23 protein-coding genes are annotated in these 21,004 nt (G+C 66.8%); 9 read left to right on the top strand and 14 right to left on the bottom strand.

Going from position 1 to position 21,004, the window contains the following annotated elements:
- Positions 1–370 precede the first annotated feature (370 nt).
- Positions 371–1,276 (bottom strand): NAD(P)/FAD-dependent oxidoreductase, encoded by a 906-nt coding sequence (locus AC07U4_RS05945; protein WP_495195018.1) that lies wholly within the window; start codon positions 1,274–1,276, stop codon positions 371–373.
- Positions 1,277–1,330: 54 nt separating this feature from the next.
- Between AC07U4_RS05945 and AC07U4_RS05940 the strand changes: the two genes are divergently transcribed.
- Genes AC07U4_RS05940 through rplS form a run of 4 tightly spaced genes read left to right on the top strand, consistent with a single transcriptional unit; the run spans position 1,331 to position 3,115 of the window.
- A complete protein-coding gene (locus AC07U4_RS05940) occupies positions 1,331–1,603 on the top strand; it encodes an antitoxin (RefSeq protein WP_038666638.1) in 273 nt (90 codons plus the stop codon).
- Between the two features lie 3 nt (positions 1,604–1,606).
- Positions 1,607–1,996: a type II toxin-antitoxin system VapC family toxin gene (locus AC07U4_RS05935; protein ID WP_495194755.1), complete on the top strand. Its 390-nt coding sequence runs from the start codon at positions 1,607–1,609 to the stop codon at positions 1,994–1,996.
- A complete protein-coding gene (gene trmD / locus AC07U4_RS05930) occupies positions 1,993–2,718 on the top strand; it encodes a tRNA (guanosine(37)-N1)-methyltransferase TrmD (protein WP_495194754.1) in 726 nt (241 codons plus the stop codon). The genes AC07U4_RS05935 and trmD overlap by 4 nt, the downstream gene beginning before the upstream one ends.
- A 4-nt stretch (positions 2,719–2,722) precedes the next feature.
- Positions 2,723–3,115 carry a 50S ribosomal protein L19 gene (gene rplS, locus AC07U4_RS05925; protein ID WP_495194753.1) on the top strand — a complete coding sequence of 131 codons (393 nt, stop codon included), beginning with the start codon at positions 2,723–2,725 and terminating at the stop codon, positions 3,113–3,115.
- A gap of 58 nt (positions 3,116–3,173) precedes the next feature.
- Here the strand turns inward: rplS and AC07U4_RS05920 are convergent, their stop codons facing one another.
- The 5 genes from AC07U4_RS05920 to AC07U4_RS05900 form a co-directional block, all read right to left on the bottom strand.
- The gene (locus AC07U4_RS05920; protein ID WP_137898928.1) at positions 3,174–3,524 is read right to left on the bottom strand and encodes a hypothetical protein; all 351 of its coding nucleotides are present in this window, start codon (positions 3,522–3,524) and stop codon (positions 3,174–3,176) included.
- On the bottom strand, positions 3,517–5,064 hold the full coding sequence (locus tag AC07U4_RS05915; protein ID WP_495194752.1) for a PepSY domain-containing protein: 1,548 nt from the start codon (positions 5,062–5,064) through the stop codon (positions 3,517–3,519). The genes AC07U4_RS05920 and AC07U4_RS05915 overlap by 8 nt, the downstream gene beginning before the upstream one ends.
- Positions 5,061–5,378: an iron transporter gene (locus AC07U4_RS05910; protein WP_137898930.1), complete on the bottom strand. Its 318-nt coding sequence runs from the start codon at positions 5,376–5,378 to the stop codon at positions 5,061–5,063. The genes AC07U4_RS05915 and AC07U4_RS05910 overlap by 4 nt, the downstream gene beginning before the upstream one ends.
- A gap of 104 nt (positions 5,379–5,482) precedes the next feature.
- Positions 5,483–5,863, bottom strand: a complete 381-nt coding sequence (locus AC07U4_RS05905) for a hypothetical protein (protein WP_495194751.1) — start codon at positions 5,861–5,863, stop codon at positions 5,483–5,485.
- Positions 5,864–6,387: 524 nt separating this feature from the next.
- Positions 6,388–7,578 (bottom strand): MFS transporter, encoded by a 1,191-nt coding sequence (locus tag AC07U4_RS05900; RefSeq protein WP_495194750.1) that lies wholly within the window; start codon positions 7,576–7,578, stop codon positions 6,388–6,390.
- Between the two features lie 112 nt (positions 7,579–7,690).
- Between AC07U4_RS05900 and AC07U4_RS05895 the strand changes: the two genes are divergently transcribed.
- A complete protein-coding gene (locus tag AC07U4_RS05895) occupies positions 7,691–8,281 on the top strand; it encodes a TetR/AcrR family transcriptional regulator (RefSeq protein WP_495194749.1) in 591 nt (196 codons plus the stop codon).
- 117 nt (positions 8,282–8,398) lie between these two features.
- On the opposite strand, the gene rpoD is transcribed toward AC07U4_RS05895, so the two are convergent.
- The 3 genes from rpoD to AC07U4_RS05880 all read right to left on the bottom strand — a co-directional run bounded on the left by rpoD (position 8,399) and on the right by AC07U4_RS05880 (position 13,188).
- Entirely contained in the window at positions 8,399–10,435 is a 2,037-nt protein-coding gene (gene rpoD, locus AC07U4_RS05890) for an RNA polymerase sigma factor RpoD (protein WP_137898933.1), read from the bottom strand.
- Complete coding sequence (gene dnaG / locus AC07U4_RS05885; protein ID WP_495194748.1) at positions 10,435–12,315, bottom strand: DNA primase; 1,881 nt, start codon at positions 12,313–12,315, stop codon at positions 10,435–10,437. The genes rpoD and dnaG overlap by 1 nt, the downstream gene beginning before the upstream one ends.
- A 420-nt stretch (positions 12,316–12,735) precedes the next feature.
- Positions 12,736–13,188: a GatB/YqeY domain-containing protein gene (locus tag AC07U4_RS05880; protein ID WP_495194747.1), complete on the bottom strand. Its 453-nt coding sequence runs from the start codon at positions 13,186–13,188 to the stop codon at positions 12,736–12,738.
- 144 nt (positions 13,189–13,332) lie between these two features.
- Between AC07U4_RS05880 and carA the strand changes: the two genes are divergently transcribed.
- The 4 genes from carA to greA all read left to right on the top strand — a co-directional run bounded on the left by carA (position 13,333) and on the right by greA (position 18,593).
- A complete protein-coding gene (gene carA / locus AC07U4_RS05875; protein ID WP_137898935.1) occupies positions 13,333–14,514 on the top strand; it encodes a glutamine-hydrolyzing carbamoyl-phosphate synthase small subunit in 1,182 nt (393 codons plus the stop codon).
- On the top strand, positions 14,511–14,714 hold the full coding sequence (locus tag AC07U4_RS05870) for a DUF4177 domain-containing protein (protein WP_038660871.1): 204 nt from the start codon (positions 14,511–14,513) through the stop codon (positions 14,712–14,714). Before carA ends, AC07U4_RS05870 begins: the two co-directional genes overlap by 4 nt.
- 1 nt (position 14,715) lies before the next feature.
- The gene (gene carB / locus AC07U4_RS05865) at positions 14,716–18,039 is read left to right on the top strand and encodes a carbamoyl-phosphate synthase large subunit (RefSeq protein WP_495194746.1); all 3,324 of its coding nucleotides are present in this window, start codon (positions 14,716–14,718) and stop codon (positions 18,037–18,039) included.
- A 77-nt stretch (positions 18,040–18,116) separates the two neighbouring features.
- The gene (gene greA / locus AC07U4_RS05860; RefSeq protein ID WP_038660865.1) at positions 18,117–18,593 is read left to right on the top strand and encodes a transcription elongation factor GreA; all 477 of its coding nucleotides are present in this window, start codon (positions 18,117–18,119) and stop codon (positions 18,591–18,593) included.
- 409 nt (positions 18,594–19,002) lie between these two features.
- Here greA and AC07U4_RS05855 read toward each other — a convergent pair whose 3' ends face one another.
- From AC07U4_RS05855 to AC07U4_RS05835, 5 genes are all read right to left on the bottom strand, one after another.
- The gene (locus tag AC07U4_RS05855) at positions 19,003–19,233 is read right to left on the bottom strand and encodes a DUF4170 domain-containing protein (RefSeq protein WP_038660862.1); all 231 of its coding nucleotides are present in this window, start codon (positions 19,231–19,233) and stop codon (positions 19,003–19,005) included.
- A 112-nt stretch (positions 19,234–19,345) separates the two neighbouring features.
- Complete coding sequence (locus AC07U4_RS05850) at positions 19,346–19,729, bottom strand: hypothetical protein (protein ID WP_052075537.1); 384 nt, start codon at positions 19,727–19,729, stop codon at positions 19,346–19,348.
- A gap of 44 nt (positions 19,730–19,773) precedes the next feature.
- Entirely contained in the window at positions 19,774–20,109 is a 336-nt protein-coding gene (locus AC07U4_RS05845; RefSeq protein ID WP_495194745.1) for a DUF3618 domain-containing protein, read from the bottom strand.
- Positions 20,106–20,447, bottom strand: a complete 342-nt coding sequence (locus tag AC07U4_RS05840) for a phage holin family protein (RefSeq protein ID WP_495194744.1) — start codon at positions 20,445–20,447, stop codon at positions 20,106–20,108. The genes AC07U4_RS05845 and AC07U4_RS05840 overlap by 4 nt, the downstream gene beginning before the upstream one ends.
- A gap of 8 nt (positions 20,448–20,455) precedes the next feature.
- Positions 20,456–20,911 carry a hypothetical protein gene (locus AC07U4_RS05835; RefSeq protein WP_495194743.1) on the bottom strand — a complete coding sequence of 152 codons (456 nt, stop codon included), beginning with the start codon at positions 20,909–20,911 and terminating at the stop codon, positions 20,456–20,458.
- Positions 20,912–21,004 lie beyond the last annotated feature (93 nt).

The raw sequence follows: 21,004 nt of genomic DNA, 5'->3' as shown, positions 1-21,004 counted from the left end.
CGACCTCTTTCACGGCGGTGAGGTCCGCCCGGGTTTCTCATGATAGCCGTCACCCCGGACTTGTTCCGGGATCCACCGGGCCGCAAGAGAACGGCTGGATCTCAGGCATTGCTCCTCGCCGCAGCGTGGACCCCGGAACCAGTCCGGGGTGACGAATCTCCCGTGACGGCCGAGTGTGCGTCTCCACCGCAGCTCATGCGATATCGCCCCCTCGATGGGGCGGCGCCTCCCCCACGCTGTCCTACACTTCCCTATTCTGCTATACCCCGCTCGCTCTTTCTCATCGAACGATCGCGATCACCACAGAAATGGAAACGATCGGAGTGGATCGTTTCCATTAAGGTGTCCATCTTGTCCATGTCGTCCAACATCAGCGCCGGATCGGCTGGCGCTCGCTGAGCAGATTGCGGATCGTCGTCGCTGCGACCCCGGCCTCGCCCATCGCATGGCTGATCTGATCGAGCCCCTTCACGACGTCGCCGGCGGCGAACAGGCCGGGGATGGTGGTGCGCTGGTGATCGTCGACCTCCAGGCAGCCTTCGTCGGTGGCACGGGCACCGGCCGCGACCGCGAGCCGGGACCGGATACGCGATCCCAGCGCCGGATAGACGCTGTCGAACGCCATCCGCCCACGCGCGGTGTCGACCGCCAATTGTTCGCCCTCGATCGCCCAGCCGCCGCACGGCCCCTGGACGCGGGCGATGCCGGCCTCGTCCAGCTTCGCCGCGCAGGCGTCGTCGAGCAGATGCTCCGCCTCGGGCGAGATCAATGTGACGTCGCGCGTATAGCCGCGCAGGAACAGCGCCTCGCGCATGCCGTGGTCGCCGGTGCCGATCACGCCGACACGCTTGTCGGTGACCTCATAGCCGTCGCAGATCGGGCAATAGCGGAACAGGCCGCGTTCCAGCGCCGGATCGTGCACCGCCGGCGGGATGTTCGGGCGATGGTTGACCACCCCCGTCGCCAGCAGCACCGTCCGCGCGCGATAGCGCCCGTGATCGGTGACCACGACGAACGTCTTGCCGTCGGGCTCGATCGCGGTGACCTTCTTCTCCTCGCGCCGCGCGCCATATTTCTCCGCCTGCGCGAGCATCAGGCCGAGCAGGTCCTTGCCGGCGATACCCTCGGGATAGCCGGCATGGTTGTGCGTACACGGGATCATCGCCGCCCGGCTCGACCCGCTGTCGAACAGACGGATCGAAAGATGGAAGCGCGCCAGATAGATGGCGGCGGTCAGCCCCGCGGGGCCGGCGCCGATGATGATGCAATCGTCGATCAATCTTGCACCTGTATCGTCATGTATATACATCCCGTGTATACGGAGGCCGTCATGAGTAACGAATATCGCGCCAAGGTGTTCAAATCCGGCAACTCGATGGCCTTGCGCCTGCCGAAGGGCGTGGGGCTGAGCGAAGGCGATGACGTCACGCTGGTGACCCATGGCGACGGATCGTGCACGTTCTGGCGGCATAGCAATGCCGCCACGGTCCTGGACAGCCTGTACGGCGCCTTCTCGCCGGGCTTCATGGCCGACGGGCGCGGCGATATCGAGCAGGGTGAACGTGACTGGAGCGTCGGCCCGACGCGAGGCGCGGCAGCCTGACGTATGTACCTGCTCGACACCAACGTCTGTATCGATTTCGCGAAGGCGCGCAGCGACGTGCTGCGCGCGCGTATTCGTGCGAGAAATGGGCAGGGTATGAGCCTGTCCGCCATCACGCTTGCCGAGTTGCGCTACGGAGCCGCTCGACCGGAGGCCGATCCTGGCGACGAGGCAAGGCTGGATATTTTTGTCAGTGTGCTCGCCGTCCATGACTTTGGTCGTGCCGCGGCAGAAAGCTATGCCAAATTGGCCGGAACGATGCCCTTCCAGCGCCATAGTTTCGATCGACTGATCGCAGCGCATGCGCTCGCGCTCGATCTGACGCTCGTTACGAACAATACCCGTCACTTCGCCGATATCCCCGGCCTGCGCGTGGAAAACTGGACCCGATGACCTTCACCGCGACGATCCTGACGCTTTACCCGGAGATGTTCCCCGGCCCGCTCGGCGTGTCGCTCGCCGGCCGAGCGTTGCGGGAAGGGGGGTGGCGCTGTGAGCCGGTCCAGATCCGCGACTTCGCCACCGACAAACATCGCTCGGTCGATGACACGCCCGCGGGTGGCGGCGCGGGTATGGTGCTGCGCACCGACGTGCTCGCCGCCGCGGTCGACAGCGTCGCCGACGATCGCCCGATCCTCGCGATGACGCCGCGCGGCCGGCCGCTGTCGCAGGCGCGCGTGCGTGAGATCGCCGCCGGCCCGGGCGTGATCGTGCTGTGCGGCCGGTTCGAGGGGTTCGACGAGCGCATCTTCGAGGGCCGCGAGATCGAGGAGGTGTCGATCGGCGACTATATCCTGTCGGGCGGCGAGATGGGCGCGCTGGTGCTGCTCGATGCTTGCATTCGCCTGCTCCCCGGCGTAATGGGCGCGGCTTCAAGCGGTGTGGACGAGAGCTTCGAAACGGGGCTGCTCGAATATCCGCAATATACCCGACCATTCGATTGGGAAGGGCGCACGATCCCCGAAGTGCTGCGATCGGGGGATCATGCGAGGATCGCGGCCTGGCGCAAGTCGAAGGCCGAGACCGATACACGGCTACGGAGGCCGGACCTGTGGGAGCGCCATGAGGGTGCTCGGGTCCAGCCTCCCTCTGGCGCGCGGCGAACGAAGGACTGAAGACATGAACCTCATTCAGCAGCTCGAAGCCGAGCAGATCGAAAAGCTGACCGCGAAGCGCGCGATCCCCGAATTCCGTCCCGGCGATACGCTGAAGGTCGGCGTGAAGGTGGTCGAAGGCGAGCGCACCCGCGTCCAGAATTACGAAGGCGTGTGCATCGCGCGGTCGAACAAGGGCATGGGCTCGTCGTTCACCGTGCGCAAGATCAGCTTCGGCGAGGGCGTCGAGCGCGTCTTCCCGCTGTATTCGCCGAACCTCGATTCGATCGACGTCGTCCGCAAGGGCGCCGTGCGTCGTGCGAAGCTCTATTATCTGCGTGGCCGCACCGGCAAGTCGGCGCGTATCGCCGAGCGTCGCGACACGCGTCCCGCCAAGGGCAGCGTCGCCGCGGAGTGATCCGCCGCTACCGGTGACAGACAGGGCGCGGGAGGCTTCCTCCCGCGCCCTTTTTGCGTCAGCCGTTGGCGGTTGTCTGCGGCCGCAGCATCGCCTTGATCGGGGCGATCGCACGGCGTTTGGCGAGCAGCAGCCAGCGCACCGGCGCCATCGCATGGACCGGCTGCGCCGACAGCGCCAGCACCACCAGCACCGCGCCGATCGACGCGCCGGTCAGCAGGTGGACCCAGCGTTCGCCGGTCAGCGGCGCGCCGCAATGGAGCAGCGCGATCGCGAGCAACGCCGATGCGACGATACGGAGCAGGCGGACGTCGCCGCGCCCGTTCGTCCCGGCCTCCCGCCGGAAGCGGAACGAGGCGCCGGCGAACAGCAGCCAGGCGGTGGCGGAGAGCAGGATGGTCTCAGGCATGGATCGTCTCGGCTTGGCGGGTGCGGCGGGGGACCTGACGCGGCGGCTTGCCGGCGCGCCAGCTCGCGACGCCGAGCAGCAGCGCAATGGCGAGCATCGCCAGGTCGAAGGCGGCGAACAGCGAGTCGCCGGCGAGCAGCGAGCCGGGCAGGCCGCGGCCGGTGGTGATCGCGTCGGCAATTGGGATCGCGAGGAAGACCAGTGCCCCAAGAGCGAAGCCCTCGGGCCAGGCGCGGCGGGCGGGGCGGGCGAATTGGCCGACCGCCACCGCTGCCCAGGTCCAGAACATTGCCTTGACCTCCCAATCGGCGCGCGCGGCCATATCGGCTGGAATCAAGCGGTTGGCGAGCAGGAACGCGGCCATGCCGACCGGCAGGCCGACGATCGTGGCGATGTTGAGCCGCTCGACCAGCTTCAGACCGAAGAACGGTCTGGCGTTCGGCCGGCGCCGCGCCGCGGTCCACAGCAACAGCCCGGTGCCGACCATCGCCGCGCCGGTCAGGCCGAGCCCGAACAGCGTCCAGCGCAGCGCGGGTCCGGCGAATTGCGCCACGTGCAATCCGAGCATCACCCCGGCGGTGGCAAGCGCCGGTCCGGGATCGCCGGCCTGTGCGATCAGCTCGCCCGTGCTGCCGGCATAGGTCAGCGAGGGGCCGCGGGCGTTGAGCGAGGCGCGGGGCGTTCGATAGACGGTGACGGTGGCGGCGGCATCATTGGGGTTGCTGACGACGATCCGTGCCGCCGGCGCGCTCCAGCGCCGCTCGGCATCGGCGACGAGCGGCGCGACGGCGACCAGCGGCGCGGCGCGCCCGGTGGCGGGCTGTTCCGCCGGTATGCCGTAAGCGGCGTTATAGAAGTCTTCGGGCTTGGCGTAATTGGTAGTGACCGGCCATGGCATGTACATCGCGATCAGCGTGATGATGCCGGTATAGGTGATGACCGCATGATAGGGCAGGGCCAGCACGGCGGAGACGTTGTGTGCGTCGAGCCAGCTGCGCTGCCCCTTGTTCCAGCGCAGGGTGAAGAAGTCCGCGAAGATGCGCTTGTGCGTCACCACGCCCGAGATGATCGCGCCGAGCATGAACAGCCCGCACAGGCCGGCGAGGAAGCGCCCCCAGGGGTAAGGCAATTGCAGCTGGAAGTGGAAGCGGTAGAAATGCTCGCCGCCGCGGGTGTCGCGCCCTGCGACGGGCCGGCCGGTGGCGCCGTCGAGCACCAGTTCCTCGCGGCGGCGCGGCTTGGCGACCGCCTTGGCGTTGGGCTGGGCGTAGACGCGGGTGACGACGTCGCGCTCGTTGGGCAGCAGGATGTACCAGGCCGCATCGTCGGCGCCGACGGTTTGCAGATAGGCGACCGCGCTGCGAGCGGCGGTGGCGGCCGGGACCGGCGCCGCCGCGATCTCGGGCTGCATCCAGCGGGTGATCTCCGGGCGGAAATAGCTCGCGGTGCCGGTCAGGAACATCGCGAACAGGATCCAGCCGGCGACGAGCCCGAGCCAGCCGTGGATCCACGCCATATTCTGCCGCAGATTGCCGTTCACGGCCGCAACCCGAGCAGCCAGACCAGCGCGCCGCCGCCGATCGCCAGACCCCATGTCCAGGCGGCGACCCGGCCGAGTCGGGGTTCGTGGAAGCACCACAGCCCGATGAGCGCGTAGAGCAGGACGGAAAGAATCATGCCGAGCGCGGTCGCCTCGGCCCGGTCGATCGGCAGCAGCCGGGCGAGGAGCGTGGCGAGCGCCGCGGCGGCGCCGTAACCGCCGACCAATGCGGTGAAGCAGCGCGCGACCATCGACCAGCGGGCCGTCGCGGCCGGCGTCGGGGTCGGGCAGGGCGGGCTCGCCTGCATCAGCATCGGGGGGTCGTCGGAGCGGCCATGGGGCGCCTTATAAACAGTCTTGCGAGTGCCTATCAATAGCGAAGTTCGGAGGACGGATAGCTTACCCGCTGCGCCGGGTTTCAGCTCTTGGGCGAGGATTGGCCAGCCCGCGTATAGTCTCCGCTTCCGTCAGGTGGGACGAGATGGCCCGTCTTCTTATCGAGCACATACGCGCCGAGCCCGCCAGCGACCTGAAGTTCTGCATCTTTGAGCACGGCTGGCTCCTTGTTTTCCGGATAGGCAAAGGGCTTATCGCCACCTTGGGTCAAGGTGCGCTTATGATGGAGCAGATAGCCGTCGCCGTTGCGTTCGATCGTCAGCGTGTCGCGGATGATATCAACGGTCTCGCCGCTTCCAAAATTTGCCTGCCGGGATTCCGAGTGCCTCGACCAGGTCCCGATGTAATCACTGCCTGCCTGGCCGCCGCATCCGGCCAGCGCAAGTAACAGACTAGATCGCATGAATAATCGCTGCACGATGTGCCCCGCTTCTTGTGTCCTACGCCTTGTATTATAGCGCGGTTCTATGCCGTAGCTCTCGGCGAACGTCAGGCACGTTGAAATTTTTAATATCAGAAGCAGGAAAGGTTTACGCTAAAGTGATCTGCTTTGATCCTTGATTGCGCAGCCGGGAACGTCTCTCGCGGTGTTCTCGCAACGTCGTCACGCGGCTATATTGACGGTCTAGCGGGCGTCGATCGGCGCAACATAGGACCGGCGGAATGTGGCCGAATTGCGGCAACGTGGACAAGATGGACACCTTAACGGAGACGATGCACTCTTATCGTTTCCGTTTTGATGTGTAAGTCGAGCAGCGGCTGGATCGCTTGTGCTCGGGAACACGATGATGCGGCGATGGGAAAGAGCGGCTTAATGGTAGCAAGGCGGCGTCCTGTAGGACAGCGCATTTCCTTCTTCCGCACCGCAGCCGCCGCGTCCGACATCTCGATGAAAAGATACCGTTCCACGACGTGGATCGGTGACCGTCATGCGCGGCGGAGCGAGGGCGGGGCGAGACTGAGCAGACCCAGTATCGCCAGCGCGACTCCGACCCAGAGCGGCGCGGTGAGGCCATAACCGCGATCGATCGCCGCGCCGCCCGCCCAGGTGCCGAGCGCCAGCCCCGCGGTGATGACCGACGTGTGCAGGCTGTTGACCAGCGGCCCCGGATGCGCGGCGCGCATCACCCGCGCGACCATCGCCGGATTGAGGGCCACGCCGACGAGGCCGATGACGAGGAACGCGGCGATCGCCACCGCCGGCAGCGTGGCGCACAGCGCCAAGACCGCCAGCGCCGCGGCCAGCGTGGCCAGTCCGGACGCCAGTATGAGGATGGTGAAGCGATCGGCGAACCGTCCGATGACGATATTGCCGAGGATGTTGGCCACGCCATAGCCGGCAAGCAGCAACGGGATCGAGCGTGGCGACAGTCCGGTCACGGTGGTGAAGATCGGCGCGACATAACTGAATGCCGCGAAGGTCGCGCCGATGACGAGCCCGCTCGTTGCATAGACCGCCCACAGTCGCGCGGACAGCAATGCGGCGGCGCTTCGTCCCAGATCGATATCCGCGTCGGGGGGCGAGGCGGGCAGGCCGGTGGCGATCAACGCGATGCAGACGAGCGTGACCGCCACGATCGTCCAGAACGCGGCCTGCCACCCCGCCGCCCCTGCGATCAGCGCAAGCGTCGGCACGCCCGCCACCGGAGAGAGCATCAGCCCCGCCAGCACATAGGACGCCGCCCGGCCGCGCAGATTGGGGGCGACCAGTTCGGCGCAGATCGTCAGGGCGACCCCAAAATATCCGGCGCTCGCCACACCCTGAATGATCCGGCCGATCGCCATCGCCGGATAGCCCCGCGCGGTCGCCGCGATCAGACTGCCGCCGAGAAACAGGGCCAGCAGCCATAGCAGCCCGCGTCGGTGCGGTACCTTGAGATGGAGGAGCAGTGCGGTGACCAACGGTCCGCCGACCGCCATGCCGAGCGCGTAGAGCGAAATGAGATAACCGATCGATCCGATCGAAACGTCGAACGCCCGCGCGAGCATCGGCAGCATCCCCGCGACCATGAATTCCGAACTGGTGATCGCAAAGGTCGTCATCGCCAGCAGCCACACCGCAGGCGGAATCGCGCGCGATGAGACGGGCGAGGGGGCGGCGACAGCGATGGTCGACATGGTCCCGGTCATGACAAGACACCTATTTCTGTATCGAGGTTTATAGAAAAGCTATGGCGCTTGCGGCGAGGCGTCAAGAGATTATATAAATTACGCTACAGAAAGGATTTGTATGGCGACGAGGGGACGCCCGCGCAGTTTCGACCGGGACATCGCGCTACGCCGCGTGATGGAGGTGTTCTGGGCGAAGGGGTATGACGGTGCGCAGCTCAACGACCTGACCGCCACGATCGGGGTGACGCCACCGAGCTTCTACGCCGCATTCGGATCGAAGGAGGCGGCATTCCGCGAGGCGGTCGATCTGTATATCGCGACGATCGGATCGGGGCCGATGATCGCGCTCGCGGCGCCTACCGTGCATGCCGCGATTACCGGCGTGCTCGCCGAAAGCATCGATGTCGCGTTGTCCAATGGGGGGGCGGGGTGCCTGCTGATCCTCGGCGTGGTTCATGGCCAGCCCGGCGTATCCGGCGCCTGCGACTATCTGCGGGTCGCCCGGCGGCGGACGGTGGCGTTGCTGCAGGCGCGATTGATGCGCGGGATCGATGAGGGCGAACTCGCGCCGGATAGCGATCCGGCGCAACTCGCCGCTTTCTATCATGGGATCATGCAGGCGATCTCGTTCCAGGCGCGGGACGGTGCATCGCGCGTCGAACTGGAGGGGCTGTTGGCGCCCGCGCTGGCGGCGCTCAGGCCAGCCTAGCGTCGGTTGTGTCGGATGGTGGCGCGGTCCCGGCCTCGGCCGCGTCCGTCGATCCAAATGGAAGGGGCCGCCGGATCGTCTCCGGCGGCCCCTTCGCAATCGCAACCGTCGGCGGCGTTACTGGTCGAGGAAGCTGCGCATCTTGCGGCTGCGGCTCGGGTGCTTGAGCTTGCGCAGCGCCTTTGCCTCGATCTGGCGGATGCGTTCGCGTGTCACGCTGAACTGCTGGCCGACTTCCTCGAGCGTATGGTCGGTGTTCATGCCGATGCCGAAGCGCATGCGCAGCACGCGCTCCTCGCGCGGCGTCAGGCTGGCGAGGACGCGGGTGACCGTCTCCTTGAGGTTCGCCTGGATCGCCGCATCGACCGGGATCACCGCATTCTTGTCCTCGATGAAATCGCCGAGGTGCGAATCCTCCTCGTCGCCGATCGGCGTTTCGAGGCTGATCGGCTCCTTGGCGATCTTCATCACCTTGCGCACCTTCTCGAGCGGCATCGACAGCCGTTCGGCCATCTCCTCCGGCGTCGGCTCGCGGCCCTGCTCGTGCAGGAACTGGCGGCTGGTGCGGACCAGCTTGTTGATCGTCTCGATCATATGCACCGGAATGCGGATCGTCCGCGCCTGATCGGCGATCGAGCGGGTGATCGCCTGCCGGATCCACCAGGTCGCATAGGTGCTGAACTTGTAGCCGCGGCGATATTCAAACTTATCGACCGCCTTCATCAGGCCGATGTTGCCCTCCTGGATGAGATCCAGGAATTGCAGCCCGCGGTTGGTGTATTTCTTGGCGATCGAGATGACGAGGCGCAGGTTGGCCTCGACCATTTCCTTCTTGGCGATTCGCGCCTCGCGCTCCGCCTTCTGCACCATGTTGACGATGCGGCGGAATTCGGTGAGCGCCATGCCGGTCTGCTGCGAGATCTCGCTGATCTCGCCGCGGATGCGGTCGACCGCATCGGCCTCGTTGGTGGCGAAGGCGGTCCACTTCTTGTCGAGCTTGCCGACCGATTGCAGCCACGTGTCGTCCATCTCGTGGCCGACATAGCGGTCGAGGAAGTCCTTGCGGCTGACCTTGTGGCGCTCGGCGAGGCGCAGCATCTGGCCGCCCAGCGCGGTCAGGCGCCGGTTGAAGGCATAGAGCTGATCGACGAGATATTCGATCTTGGCATTATGGAACTGGACGCTCTCGACCTCGGCGGTGAGGTCCTCGCGCAGCTTCTGATATTTGCGCTCGTCCGCGGCGGACAGCTCGCCGCCGGCCTGCATCGCGTCGAGGCGCGCCTGCTGGATCTTGCTGAACTTCTTGTAGAGCGCGGTGATGTTGGCGAACCGCTCGAGCGCCTGCGGCTTGAGCGTCTCCTCCATCTGCGCGAGGCTGAGCGTATTGTCCTCGTCCTCGTCGTCCGACGGACGCGGCACGCGGCCCTCGCCGGATTCGTCGTCCTCGTCGGCCGACGGCTCCTCGGGCTCTTCCTCTTCCTTGAAGCTGGCGCCGGCGGTCTTCTCGCTGATCTCACCCGATTCATCGTCCTCGGCGCCCTCGACCTGCTCGGCCGACGGACCCTTGGAGAGCATCGCGTCGAGATCGAGAATCTCGCGCAGCTGCATCGTGCCCTCGTTGAGCGCGGTCGACCAGTCGATGATCGCGTTGAAGGTGATCGGCGATTCGCACAGGCCGAGGATCATCGTGTCGCGACCCGCCTCGATCCGCTTGGCGATGGCGATCTCGCCCTCGCGGCTGAGCAGCTCGACCGCGCCCATCTCGCGCAGGTACATGCGGACCGGATCGTCGGTACGATCGACGGTCTCCTTCTTCTTGGTCTCGAGCGCGGGGGCGGCGGAGCCGTCGCCGTCGGCCTCGACGGGCTCGGCCTCGTCGTCCTCGGCCTGCTCCTTCTCGTCGCCGTCCTCGCCGGCTTCCTCGTTCTCGACGATGTTGACGCCCATCTCGTTCAGCGCGGACATGATGTCCTCGAGCTGGTCGGACGACATCTGATCCTGGGGCAGCGCCTCGTTGAGCTGGTCGTAGGTGATGTAGCCGCGCTTCTTGGCGCGGGCGACCAGCTTCTTGATATCGGCGTCATTGAGGTCGATCAGCGGCGCGTCGGTCACGTCCGCACCCTCATCGCCACCGTTACCGTTAACCTTCGCCATCAATTACCCTCGGATCCAAACGATCGGGCGTCTTCGTTCGACTGCACCAGATTTGCAAGTCGAAGCTCCAAGCCCTGTTTCTCTTTCACCAACGCCACTTGTCGTTCGAACGCCTCGGCGGTGAAGTGCGCCTGCATCGAGGCGGTCGCTTCACCGAGTGCCATGTCGACTTCCGGGCGCGCCACCATGATGGCGATCGCTTCGTCGAGGTCGGCACGGGCGCGGGCGGGATCGCCGCCGCTTTGCGTGAACGAATAGGGCATCGTATCGGCTCTCAACAAATCGCTTGCGATCGCATCGAAACCGGATTTCGCCAATATGGTGCGCAGACGCGCGCTATCAAGCGCCTGGTCCTCCAGCGCGACGTCGACCACCGCCTCGAACAGCCGGCCGAGTGCGCCGCCGATCAGCTTGAGGCTGCCGAGCACCTCCATATGCCGCGCGATCTCGACCGGGTGGCGGATCAGCCCGGCGAGGATCGCCTTGGCGATGACCGGATCGATGCCGGCGGCGTGGAACGCCTTCACGTCGTCGGTCGGCGGCGCGATCGGCTGTTTCCACTGGCCGTCGGGGCCGCGCTTGCCCTGCGCGCGCGGAGCGGCGGGGGTGAAGGTGCGGCGCTTGGGCGCGAAATGCTCGTAGAAGCGGTTCTTGAACTCGTTCTCATATTCCTTGCGCACCGACGGGTCGGCGATCGTCGCGGCGAGTTCGTGCAGCCTTTGCTTGAGCCCGGCGCGCTGCTCGGGCGTGTCGAGCGGGCCGGCGGCGACCTCGCTCTGCCATAAGCGCTCCACCAAGGGCTGCGGCTGCTGGAGCAGCGCCTCCATCGCCTGGCGACCGCCGGCACGGACGAGGTCGTCGGGGTCCTGGCCCTCGGGCAAAGTGACGAAGGCGAGGCTGCGGCCGTTGCCGAGCATCGGCATCGCGCGATGCGCGGCGCGCAACGCCGCCTTCTGCCCGGCGCTGTCGCCGTCGAGGCAGAGGATCGGCACGTCGCTGATCCGCCACAGCCGTTCGAGCTGCGCCTCGGTGAGCGCGGTGCCGAGCGGGGCGACGGCGTCGTTGATCCCCGCCTGCGCCAGCGCGATCACGTCCATATAGCCTTCGACGACGAGGATGCGCGCCGACTTGCGCGCGGCAGGCGCGGCGCGGTCGAGATTGTAAAGCGTACGACCCTTGTCGAAGAGCGGCGTGTCCGGGGAATTGAGGTACTTGGGTTCGCCCTCGCCGATGACGCGGCCGCCGAAAGCGATCGTCCGCCCGCGCGCGTCGCGGATCGGGATCATCAGCCGGCCGCGGAACCGGTCGTAGGGCTCCTTGCCGTCGACCTGGATCAGCAGGCCGCATTCGACCAGCGCGGGGTCGCCATAGTCCTTGAGCGCGGTCTTGAGCTTGCCGCGGCTGTCGGGGGAGAAGCCCATGCCGAAGGCGCGGGCGGTTTCGGGTGTGATGCCGCGTTTGGCGAGCACCGCGCGTGCCTCGGCGCCGCCGATGCCGTTGAGCTGCTCGGTGAACCAGGTCGCGGCGTCGGTCATCGCCTCGTGCAGGCCCTTGGCGCGTTCGGCCTTGGCGGCGGAGGCGCGGTCCTGCGCGGGCATCTCCATGCCGGCGGCCTGCGCCAGTTCCTTGACCGCATCGATGAACGGCAGGCCGCGCTGGTCGGTCATCCACTTGATCGCGTCGCCGTGCGCGGAACAGCCGAAGCAGTGATAGAAGCCCTTGTCGTCGTTGACGTAGAAGGACGGGGTCTTCTCGTTATGGAAGGGGCAGCAGCCGCGCATCTCGCGGCCGGCCTTCTGCAGCTTGGTCGTCTTGCCGACCAAAGCGGACAACGACGTGCGGGCACGCAGTTCGTCCAGAAAGGCAGGGGAGAGACTCATGCCGTGATTTTACCATGCGCGCTGCGGCGGCTTTCGGCAAGTCGGTTTGGGGGTGTTTCGCGCGAAGACGCGAAGATGCGAAGGCGCGAAGAGACGAAGAAGGTTGGTTCGCGCAGAGGCGCGGAGGCGCGGAGGTGTTGCGTATGGGGAGGGGGCGTGATCGCCTCACGGTAGAGAGAGCTGCCGCTGCCCCCATTCGTCATCCCGACGCACGTCGGGACCCATGGACGCGCTGGTGGAGCGGTGGCGCGCAACCTCGGGCCTCACCGCAACCATGGGCCCCGGCGTTCGCCGGGGTGACGAATGAGGGGGAGGTGTCGCGTTTACAGGCGCGACACCTCTGCGCCTCTGCGCGAACCAACCCTTCTTCCCTCCGCGCCTCCGCGTGCACCGATCTTCGTCGCGGCTTCGCGTGGATGCTTAGGACAGCGTCGCCTTCACCAAGCCGCTCGCCTTGCTCATGTCGAGGCTGGCGGCATGGCGCGCCTTCAGTTCGGCCATTACCCGGCCCATGTCCTTCATGCCCGTAGCGCCGAGCTCGTCCTTGATCGCGAGGATCGCGGCGGTGGTGTCCGCCTCGCTCATCTGTGCCGGGAGGAAGCGTTCGATCACCGCGACCTCGGCCTTTTCCGCATCGGCGAGTTCCTGGCGGCCGCCGGTCTCGTACATCGCGATCGATTCGCGGCGCTGCTTGACCATCTTCTGCAACACCTCGACCACCAGAGCATCGTCGTCGGGCGTGTTGCCGCTGGTCCGCAGCTCGATGTCGCGGTTCTTGATGGCGGCCTGTATCAGGCTGATTGCATTGCGCGATTCCTTGTCGCCGGCCTTCATGGCGGTGACCTGGGCGGCCTTGATGTCGTCGCGAATCATGGGGAAGCTCTCGAAGAAACACTGGAAGCGACCGAGCCTAGCGGAGGAACGGCCGCCCGTGAACCGGTTGACCTGAGGGGGGCAGGGGTCTAGCGGGCGCCACTTAGCGACATAGACGAAATCTGTAGGAGTGCCCGCCAAGCCATGGCCGACGCCAAGCCCATTGCCATGCCTGCGAAGCCTGACGGCGCGACGGGTGTTCTGGTCCTCGCCAACGGTGATGTGGCCTGGGGTCGCGGCTTCGGGGCGGAAGGCGCCGCGGTCGGCGAGGTGTGCTTCCACACCGCGATGACCGGCTATCAGGAGATCATGACCGACCCCAGCTTCGCCGGGCAGATCATCACCTTCACCTTCCCGCACATCGGCAACGTCGGCGCCAATCCCGACGATATCGAGGCGGACGCGCCGCACGCGCTCGGCATGATCGTTCGCGAGGACGTGACCGCGCCGTCGAACTTCCGCAGCGTCGAGCGGCTCGACGGCTGGATGCAGCGCCATGCACGGATCGGCCTCGCCGGGATCGACACGCGCGCGCTGACCCGCCGCATCCGCGCGGGTGGCGCGCCCAACGGCGTCGTCGCGCATTCGGCGAGCGGCGAGTTCGACCTCGACGCGCTGCTGGCGATGGCACAGGGCTGGCCCGGGCTGGAGGGGATGGACCTCGCCAAGGACGTCTCCACCGCGACGCATTATGCGTGGGGCGAGGGCCGCGAGGGCGGGCCGTGGCGGCTCGGCTTCGGTTACGCCGGTGCCGACGAGGGCGAGCGCCCGCATGTCGTTGCGATCGATTACGGCAGCAAGCACAATATCTTCCGCAATCTGGTCCATGCCGGCGCGAAGGTCACGGTGCTGCCCGCCGCGGCGACGTTCGACGAGGTGATGGCGCTCGGCCCCGACGGCATCTTCCTGTCCAACGGTCCCGGCGATCCCGCGGCGACCGGGGACTATGCGGTGCCGGTGATCCGGCAGTTGCTCGACACCGGCAAGCCGCTGTTCGGCATCTGTCTGGGGCATCAGTTGCTCGGCCTCGCTGTCGGCGCGACGACGACCAAGATGTTCCAGGGCCATCGCGGCGCCAACCATCCGGTCAAGCGCCTGTCCGACGGCGCGGTCGAGATCACCAGCATGAACCACGGCTTCGCGGTCGAACGGGACTCGCTGCCCGCCAACGTCCGCGAGACGCACGTGTCGCTATTCGACGGCTCGAACGCAGGGCTGGAGCTGACCGATCGACCGGCATTCTCGGTGCAATATCACCCGGAGGCGTCGCCGGGGCCGCAGGACAGCCTGTACCTCTTCGAGCGGTTCGTGGGGTCGCTGCGGTGAGCAGTCGCTGGCTTTACAAGACCGCGACACTGCAAGCCGGCTTGCTGCGCTACACGTGGAAGGGTGAATCCGCCGAGATCACGGTGGATCAAGCTCTCCTCAATTTTGGCATGGACGGTTGGGAACTGGTGAGCACCCCGAGCTACGAAGCCGGGGGTACGACCAGCGAGATCATGTTCATCTTTAAGAAGCCCGCATAATATGCCCAAACGCACCGACATCTCCTCCATCCTCGTGATCGGCGCGGGGCCGATCGTCATCGGGCAGGCGTGCGAGTTCGATTATTCGGGCACGCAGGCGATCAAGGCGCTCAAGGAAGAGGGCTATCGCATCGTCCTGGTCAATTCGAACCCGGCAACGATCATGACCGATCCCGAACTGGCCGACGCCACCTATGTCGAGCCGATCACGCCGGCGGTGGTCGCCAAGATCATCGAGAAGGAGCGGCCCGACGCGGTCCTGCCGACGATGGGCGGGCAGACCGCGCTCAACACCGCGCTGGCGCTGTTCCACGACGGCACGCTCGAGAAGTTCGGCGTGCAGATGATCGGCGCCGACGCCGAGGCGATCGACAAGGCGGAGGACCGGCTCAAGTTCAAGGACGCGATGACCAAGATCGGGCTGGAAAGCGCCCGCTCGGCGATCGCGCATACCGTCGAGGAGGCGCTAGCCGGCCTCGAGATCACCGGCCTGCCGGCGATCATCCGGCCGAGCTTCACGATGGGCGGGTCGGGCGGCGGCATCGTCTACAATCGCTCGGAATTCGTCGACATGGTCCGCAAGGGCCTCGACGCGTCGCCGACCACCGAGGTGCTGATCGAGGAATCGCTGCTCGGCTGGAAGGAATATGAGATGGAGGTGGTGCGCGATCGCAACGACAACGCCATCATCATCTGCTCGATCGAGAATGTCGATCCGATGGGCGTCCACACCGGCGATTCGATCACCGTTGCGCCGGCGCTGACGCTGACCGACAAGGAATATCAGATCATGCGCAACGCATCGATCGCGGTACTCCGGGAGATCGGCGTCGAGACCGGCGGCTCCAACGTCCAGTTCGCGGTCAATCCCAGGGACGGCCGCCTCGTCGTCATCGAGATGAACCCGCGCGTGTCGCGGTCGTCGGCGCTCGCCTCCAAGGCGACCGGTTTCCCGATCGCCAAGGTCGCCGCCAAGCTGGCGGTCGGCTATACGCTCGACGAGATCGAGAACGACATCACCGGCGCGACGCCGGCATCGTTCGAGCCGACGATCGACTATGTCGTCACCAAGATCCCGCGCTTCGCCTTCGAGAAGTTCAAGGGCGCCGAATCGGTGCTCGGCACCGCGATGAAGTCGGTCGGCGAGGTGATGGCGATCGGCCGCAACATCCACGAATCGATGCAGAAGGCGCTGCGCGGGCTGGAGACCGGCCTGTCGGGCTTCAACGCGGTCGAGCGGCTGGTCGGTGCGCCGCGTGCGGAGATCGAGGCGGCGCTCGCGGTGGCGACGCCGGACCGGCTGCTGGTCGCCGCGCAGGCGCTGCGCGAGGGCTTCACCGTCGCCGAGATCCACGCGATCGCCAAATTCGATCCGTGGTTCCTCGAACGGCTCGCCGAGATCGTCGCCGCCGAGGAGGAGGTCAGCACCAACGGCCTGCCGATCGAGGCTGCGGGTATGCGCCGGCTCAAGGCGATGGGGTTCAGCGATAAACGGCTCGCCTATCTGGCGCTGCAGTCGGCCAATCTGCGCGGCAATGCGCGCGGCATCGCGCGCGGCTCGGGGCTGATCCACGATGCGGTGGTGGCGATGACCGGCGGCGTCACCGAGGACGAGGTGCGCAGCCTGCGCCACCGGCTCGGCGTACGTCCGGTGTTCAAGCGCATCGACACCTGCGCGGCGGAGTTCGACGCCAAGACGCCCTATATGTATTCGACCTACGAGGCGCCGAGCTTCGGCGAGCCCGAGGACGAGAGCATGCCGTCGGATCGCCGCAAGGTGGTGATCCTCGGCGGCGGGCCGAACCGGATCGGGCAGGGCATCGAGTTCGACTATTGCTGCTGCCACGCCTGCTTCGCGCTCGCCGATGCGGGCTATGAGACGATCATGATCAACTGCAATCCGGAGACGGTGAGCACCGATTACGACACGTCCGACCGCCTGTATTTCGAACCGCTGACCGCCGAGGACGTGCTGGAGATCCTGTACGTCGAGCAGAGCCGCGGCGAATTGGTCGGGGTGATCGTCCAGTTCGGCGGGCAGACGCCGCTCAACCTCGCGCGCGCGCTGGAGAAGGCGGGGATCCCGATCCTCGGCACCAGCCCGGATGCGATCGACCTCGCCGAGGACCGCGAGCGGTTCGCGGCGCTGGTCAACAAGCTGCGCCTCAAGCAGCCGGCGAATGGCCTCGCGCGCAGCCGCGACGAGGCGGTCGCGGCGGCGGAGCGGATCGGCTACCCCGTGCTGATGCGGCCGAGCTACGTGCTCGGCGGGCGGGCGATGGAGATCGTCGATTCGCTCCAGCAGCTCGACGATTACATCCAGACCGCGGTGCAGGTGTCGGGCGAGAGCCCGGTGCTGATCGACCAGTATCTGCGCGACGCGATCGAGGTCGACGTCGACGCGATCTGCGACGGCGAGGATGTCGTCGTCGCCGGCCTGTTGCAGCATATCGAGGAGGCGGGCGTCCATTCGGGCGACAGCGCCTGTTCGATCCCGCCTTATTCGCTGACCCCCGAGACGATCGCCGAGATCGAGCGGCAGACGGTGGCGCTGGCGCATGCGCTGTCGGTCAAGGGGCTGATGAACATTCAGTTCGCGGTGAAGGACGGCGAGGTCTATCTCATCGAGGTCAACCCGCGCGCGTCGCGCACCGTGCCGTTCGTCGCCAAAGCGATCGGCGTGCCGATCGCCAAGATCGCCAGCCGGGTGATGGCGGGCGAGATGCTCAGGGACCTGCCGCCGATCGACCGCCACATCGATTATTATGCGGTCAAGGAAGCGGTGTTCCCGTTCAACCGCTTCCCCGGCATCGATCCCGTGCTGTCGCCAGAGATGAAGAGCACCGGCGAGGTGATGGGGATCGACCCCGATTTCACCACCGCCTTCGCCAAGTCGCAGCTCGGCGCGGGCACGGTGCTGCCGACCGGCGGCACCGCGTTCGTCAGCGTCAAGAGCGGCGACAAGCCGCATATCGTGCCAGCGGTGAAGTCGTTGCTCGCGCATGGCTTCAAGGTGCTCGCGACCGGCGGCACCGCGGATTATCTCGAAACCGTCGGGCTGACGGTGGAGAAAGTGAACAAGGTGGCGCAGGGGCGGCCGCATATCCTCGACCGGATCATGGACGGCGAGGTGACGCTGATCTTCAACACCACCGAGGGGTGGCAAAGCCTGAAGGACTCGAAGCCGATCCGTCAGGCGGCGCTGGCGCAGAAGATCCCGTATTTCACCACCGCGCCGGCCAGCGTGCAGGCGGCGGCGGCAATCGGGGTCACCTCCCTTGAAGTACGGCCGTTGCAATCCTACTATTCGCAGTCGCACAACTGATCCCGACATAATGACGTGATGTGCGGGGCGGGCCGACAAGGTCCGCCGCGGGGAATGAGTGAATTGGGGACGTAGATATGGCGACCGTCGAAAAGATGCCGATGCTCCAGGAGGGCTATGACACGCTCGTCGCGGACCTGAAGCGTCTGAAAGCCGAGCGTCCCCAGATCGTGGATGCGATCGAGGAAGCGCGTGCGCACGGCGATCTGTCCGAAAACGCCGAATATCATGCGGCGAAGGAACAGCAGGGCCAGAATGAGGCGACGATCAGCGACATCGAGGACAAACTGTCCCGCGCGCAGATCATCGATCCGCTGGAACTGTCGGGCGACAAGGTGGTGTTCGGCGCGACGGTGACGCTGCTCGACGACGACGACAAGCCGGTGAAGTATCAGATCGTCGGCCAGACCGAGGCGAATGCCAAGACCGGCCGCATCTCGTACAATTCGCCGCTGGGGCGCGCGCTGATCGGTCGTCGGGTGGACGACGAGGTCGAGGTGTCGGTGCCGGCTGGCGATCGCTATTATGTCGTGTCGAAGGTCGAGTTTATCTGAGCTGGTTTGGGCGCGTCTGAGCCGGGCGGTGTGGGGCGTGTCGTATACGATCGCTGGCGCCGTATCCTCCCCGTCCGTCAGGCCGCGGCCTGCCATCTCCCTTTGGCGGGGGAGGACTTTTGTTCGGTCGCCGAAGCCCTCTTCGTCATCCCGGCGAAAGCCGGGACCCATGGGGGCGGAACGGGCGTAAGGCGCGCCCACGCAGATGTCATCGTGTCCATGGGTCCCGGCTTTCGCCGGGATGACGAGTAAAAGACTGTCTCCTCTCAAACGACGTCATCCCCGCGCAGGCGGGGATCCATGAACGTCGACGTGGCGATGGGGTCGCAAGGTCCGCGCGTCTGGATCCCCGCCTGCGCGGGGATGACGATGGTTGGGGCTGGTGCGGCCTACGCCGCCGTCCCGTGCCTCACGCCGCCGGCGGGGTCAGCAGTTCCGGCTCGAGCAGGCGGTGCAGGTGGACCACGACGAACTTCATCTCGGCGTCGTCGACGGTGCGTTGCGCGTTGGCGCGCCAGGCCTTTTCGGCGCTGGCATAGTCGGCGAAGATGCCGACGACCTCGAGCTTCGACGGATCGGCGAATTCGAGGGTGCGGGGGTCCTTGACGCGGCCGCCGAAGACGAGGTGGAGCTTGCTCATGCGCGTATCCCGGGTGTGAGGGTCAAGCCCAGCGCCCTAGCGTGTTGCGCTGCGATATTGAACCCCCGACGCCATCAGCCGCCGCCGGACCCTCCGGCAGCGGCACGCGGCGTCAGCCCTTGTTGGCGGCGGTCTTGACCGCGGCCGAGCCGGCGGTGGTCGCCGCCTTGGCGATGCCCTGGAACAGCGACTTGACCTGATCCTTGGCCGCGTCCTTCGACAGGCCGGCATTCTGCAGCTCGCCGGCACCCGCGTCGCGGGCGGCCTGGATCGCGCCGCGCGCGCGTTCGCCGAGCGTGCGGCCGAGCGGCGCGAGCAGCTCCTTCTCCTTCTCGGACCGCGGGATCAGCGCGCCGGCGAGCGCGCCGATCGCGAGACCGCCCGCGACGATGGCGAGCGGGTTGTGCTCGACCGCGTCGACGGTGCGGCGGGCGGCGTCGGTCGCGACATGCTTGGCGTCGTCGATACGGGCGTGGATGTCGTGATTGTCGGTCATGCGTCTATCCTTCGTGCGGGGGCGCTATGGGGCGGTGCGAGTGGTCAGTCCTGCGGGCCGAGACCGGGTTCGTGGTCGCGATGGCCGGGCTTGTGCTTGGGTTTGCGCCGGAACAGCGCGACGATGCGATGGCGGGCGAGGAACAGGCCGGCGACCGCGGTGGCGCCGGCGACCGCACCGGGGTTGCGCACCGCGGTGTTGAGGCTCGCCTGCGCCGCTGCGCCGCCCTTGTCGGTGAGCTCGCGCGCCGCCTGCAAGGCCAAAGCACGCGGGTTGAGCCGCACCTGAAGCTTGCCGAGCGTCGCGTTGAGGCGCTCGCGCGCGGCGAGTGCTTCGGCTTCCGCCTCGGCGAGGCGCAACGTCGGGAGCGGCGTGCTCATCGCGGCGTCCCCGGCGCTAGCCGGCCCTTGCCGACGATCGCCAGCACCGCCGCGATCGCGAACACGCCGATCACCACCGCGGCGGTGGCGAAACCGGGGCCGATCAGCGTCGCCAGGCTGAGGATCAGCCCGACGAGCAGCGCGACCAGCCCGGCGAGCGCAAGCACCGCAGCGGCGACGAAGAAGATCGCCGCGTTCTTATAGGCGCTGGTGCGCTCGCCGACGCGTGCCTTGACCAATGCCACCTCGGCACTGGCGAGGCCGCGCGCGTCATCGACGAGCTGCGTGACGAGCGTGGCGATGCTGTCGTCTTCGGTCATCGGCTGGATCGTCGCCATGGGGTCGATCAGGCCTTGTTGCCGTCGATACCCGACTGGACGAGGCGGGCGACCGCGAAGCCCAGCGCGGCGGCCACGCCGACCGCGACGCCGGGGCTCTTGCGGACGAACTCGCGCGCCTCCTCGATCAGCTCCTCGGTGTCCTTGCCCTTGAGCTGCTCGGCGAAGTTGGACACCGTGCCGGCGGCAGTGCGGGCATAATCGCCATAGTGCGCGCCGAGCTTCTCATCGACCTGCTGCGCGGCGTCGTTGATCAGCTGCGACAGCTGGTCGAGACCGCCCACGGCGCGCTCCTTGCCGGTGTCGGCGAGGGTGCGGATGCGGTCGGTCGCCTGCGCGCCGTATTTGGACGAATAGTCCTTCACCGTCTGCTTGGCCTGGTCGGTCTTGCTCGCGGCGGCGTCGGTGGTGCCGGCAGCGGTGCTGTCGCCGTCGGTGACGGTCGTGAAATCGGTATCGGCCATGGCTCACCCTTCCTATGTTCGACACGCTCAACCCCGGCCCGACCGGCCCGGTTCCCTCGTCGTCGCGGAGATTGCCGCGACCCGGCCGGCGCG

This window comes from Sphingomonas sp. GW821-FHT02B09 (assembly GCF_059421875.1).
This window is presented reverse-complemented; position numbering and strand designations above follow the sequence as displayed.

Coding starts and splice junctions, on each gene's coding strand:
- carB (WP_495194746.1), top strand. CDS start 14,716: ATGCCCAAACGCACCGACATCTCCTCCATCCTCGTGATCGGCGCGGGG.
- AC07U4_RS05840 (WP_495194744.1), bottom strand. CDS start 20,447: ATGGCGACGATCCAGCCGATGACCGAAGACGACAGCATCGCCACGCTC.
- AC07U4_RS05895 (WP_495194749.1), top strand. CDS start 7,691: ATGGCGACGAGGGGACGCCCGCGCAGTTTCGACCGGGACATCGCGCTA.
- carA (WP_137898935.1), top strand. CDS start 13,333: ATGGCCGACGCCAAGCCCATTGCCATGCCTGCGAAGCCTGACGGCGCG.
- AC07U4_RS05935 (WP_495194755.1), top strand. CDS start 1,607: ATGTACCTGCTCGACACCAACGTCTGTATCGATTTCGCGAAGGCGCGC.
- greA (WP_038660865.1), top strand. CDS start 18,117: ATGGCGACCGTCGAAAAGATGCCGATGCTCCAGGAGGGCTATGACACG.
- AC07U4_RS05835 (WP_495194743.1), bottom strand. CDS start 20,911: ATGGCCGATACCGATTTCACGACCGTCACCGACGGCGACAGCACCGCT.
- AC07U4_RS05910 (WP_137898930.1), bottom strand. CDS start 5,378: ATGCTGATGCAGGCGAGCCCGCCCTGCCCGACCCCGACGCCGGCCGCG.
- AC07U4_RS05900 (WP_495194750.1), bottom strand. CDS start 7,578: ATGTCGACCATCGCTGTCGCCGCCCCCTCGCCCGTCTCATCGCGCGCG.
- AC07U4_RS05845 (WP_495194745.1), bottom strand. CDS start 20,109: ATGAGCACGCCGCTCCCGACGTTGCGCCTCGCCGAGGCGGAAGCCGAA.
- AC07U4_RS05880 (WP_495194747.1), bottom strand. CDS start 13,188: ATGATTCGCGACGACATCAAGGCCGCCCAGGTCACCGCCATGAAGGCC.
- AC07U4_RS05940 (WP_038666638.1), top strand. CDS start 1,331: ATGAGTAACGAATATCGCGCCAAGGTGTTCAAATCCGGCAACTCGATG.
- rpoD (WP_137898933.1), bottom strand. CDS start 10,435: ATGGCGAAGGTTAACGGTAACGGTGGCGATGAGGGTGCGGACGTGACC.
- AC07U4_RS05905 (WP_495194751.1), bottom strand. CDS start 5,863: ATGCGATCTAGTCTGTTACTTGCGCTGGCCGGATGCGGCGGCCAGGCA.
- trmD (WP_495194754.1), top strand. CDS start 1,993: ATGACCTTCACCGCGACGATCCTGACGCTTTACCCGGAGATGTTCCCC.
- AC07U4_RS05855 (WP_038660862.1), bottom strand. CDS start 19,233: ATGAGCAAGCTCCACCTCGTCTTCGGCGGCCGCGTCAAGGACCCCCGC.
- AC07U4_RS05850 (WP_052075537.1), bottom strand. CDS start 19,729: ATGACCGACAATCACGACATCCACGCCCGTATCGACGACGCCAAGCAT.
- dnaG (WP_495194748.1), bottom strand. CDS start 12,315: ATGAGTCTCTCCCCTGCCTTTCTGGACGAACTGCGTGCCCGCACGTCG.
- rplS (WP_495194753.1), top strand. CDS start 2,723: ATGAACCTCATTCAGCAGCTCGAAGCCGAGCAGATCGAAAAGCTGACC.
- AC07U4_RS05920 (WP_137898928.1), bottom strand. CDS start 3,524: ATGCCTGAGACCATCCTGCTCTCCGCCACCGCCTGGCTGCTGTTCGCC.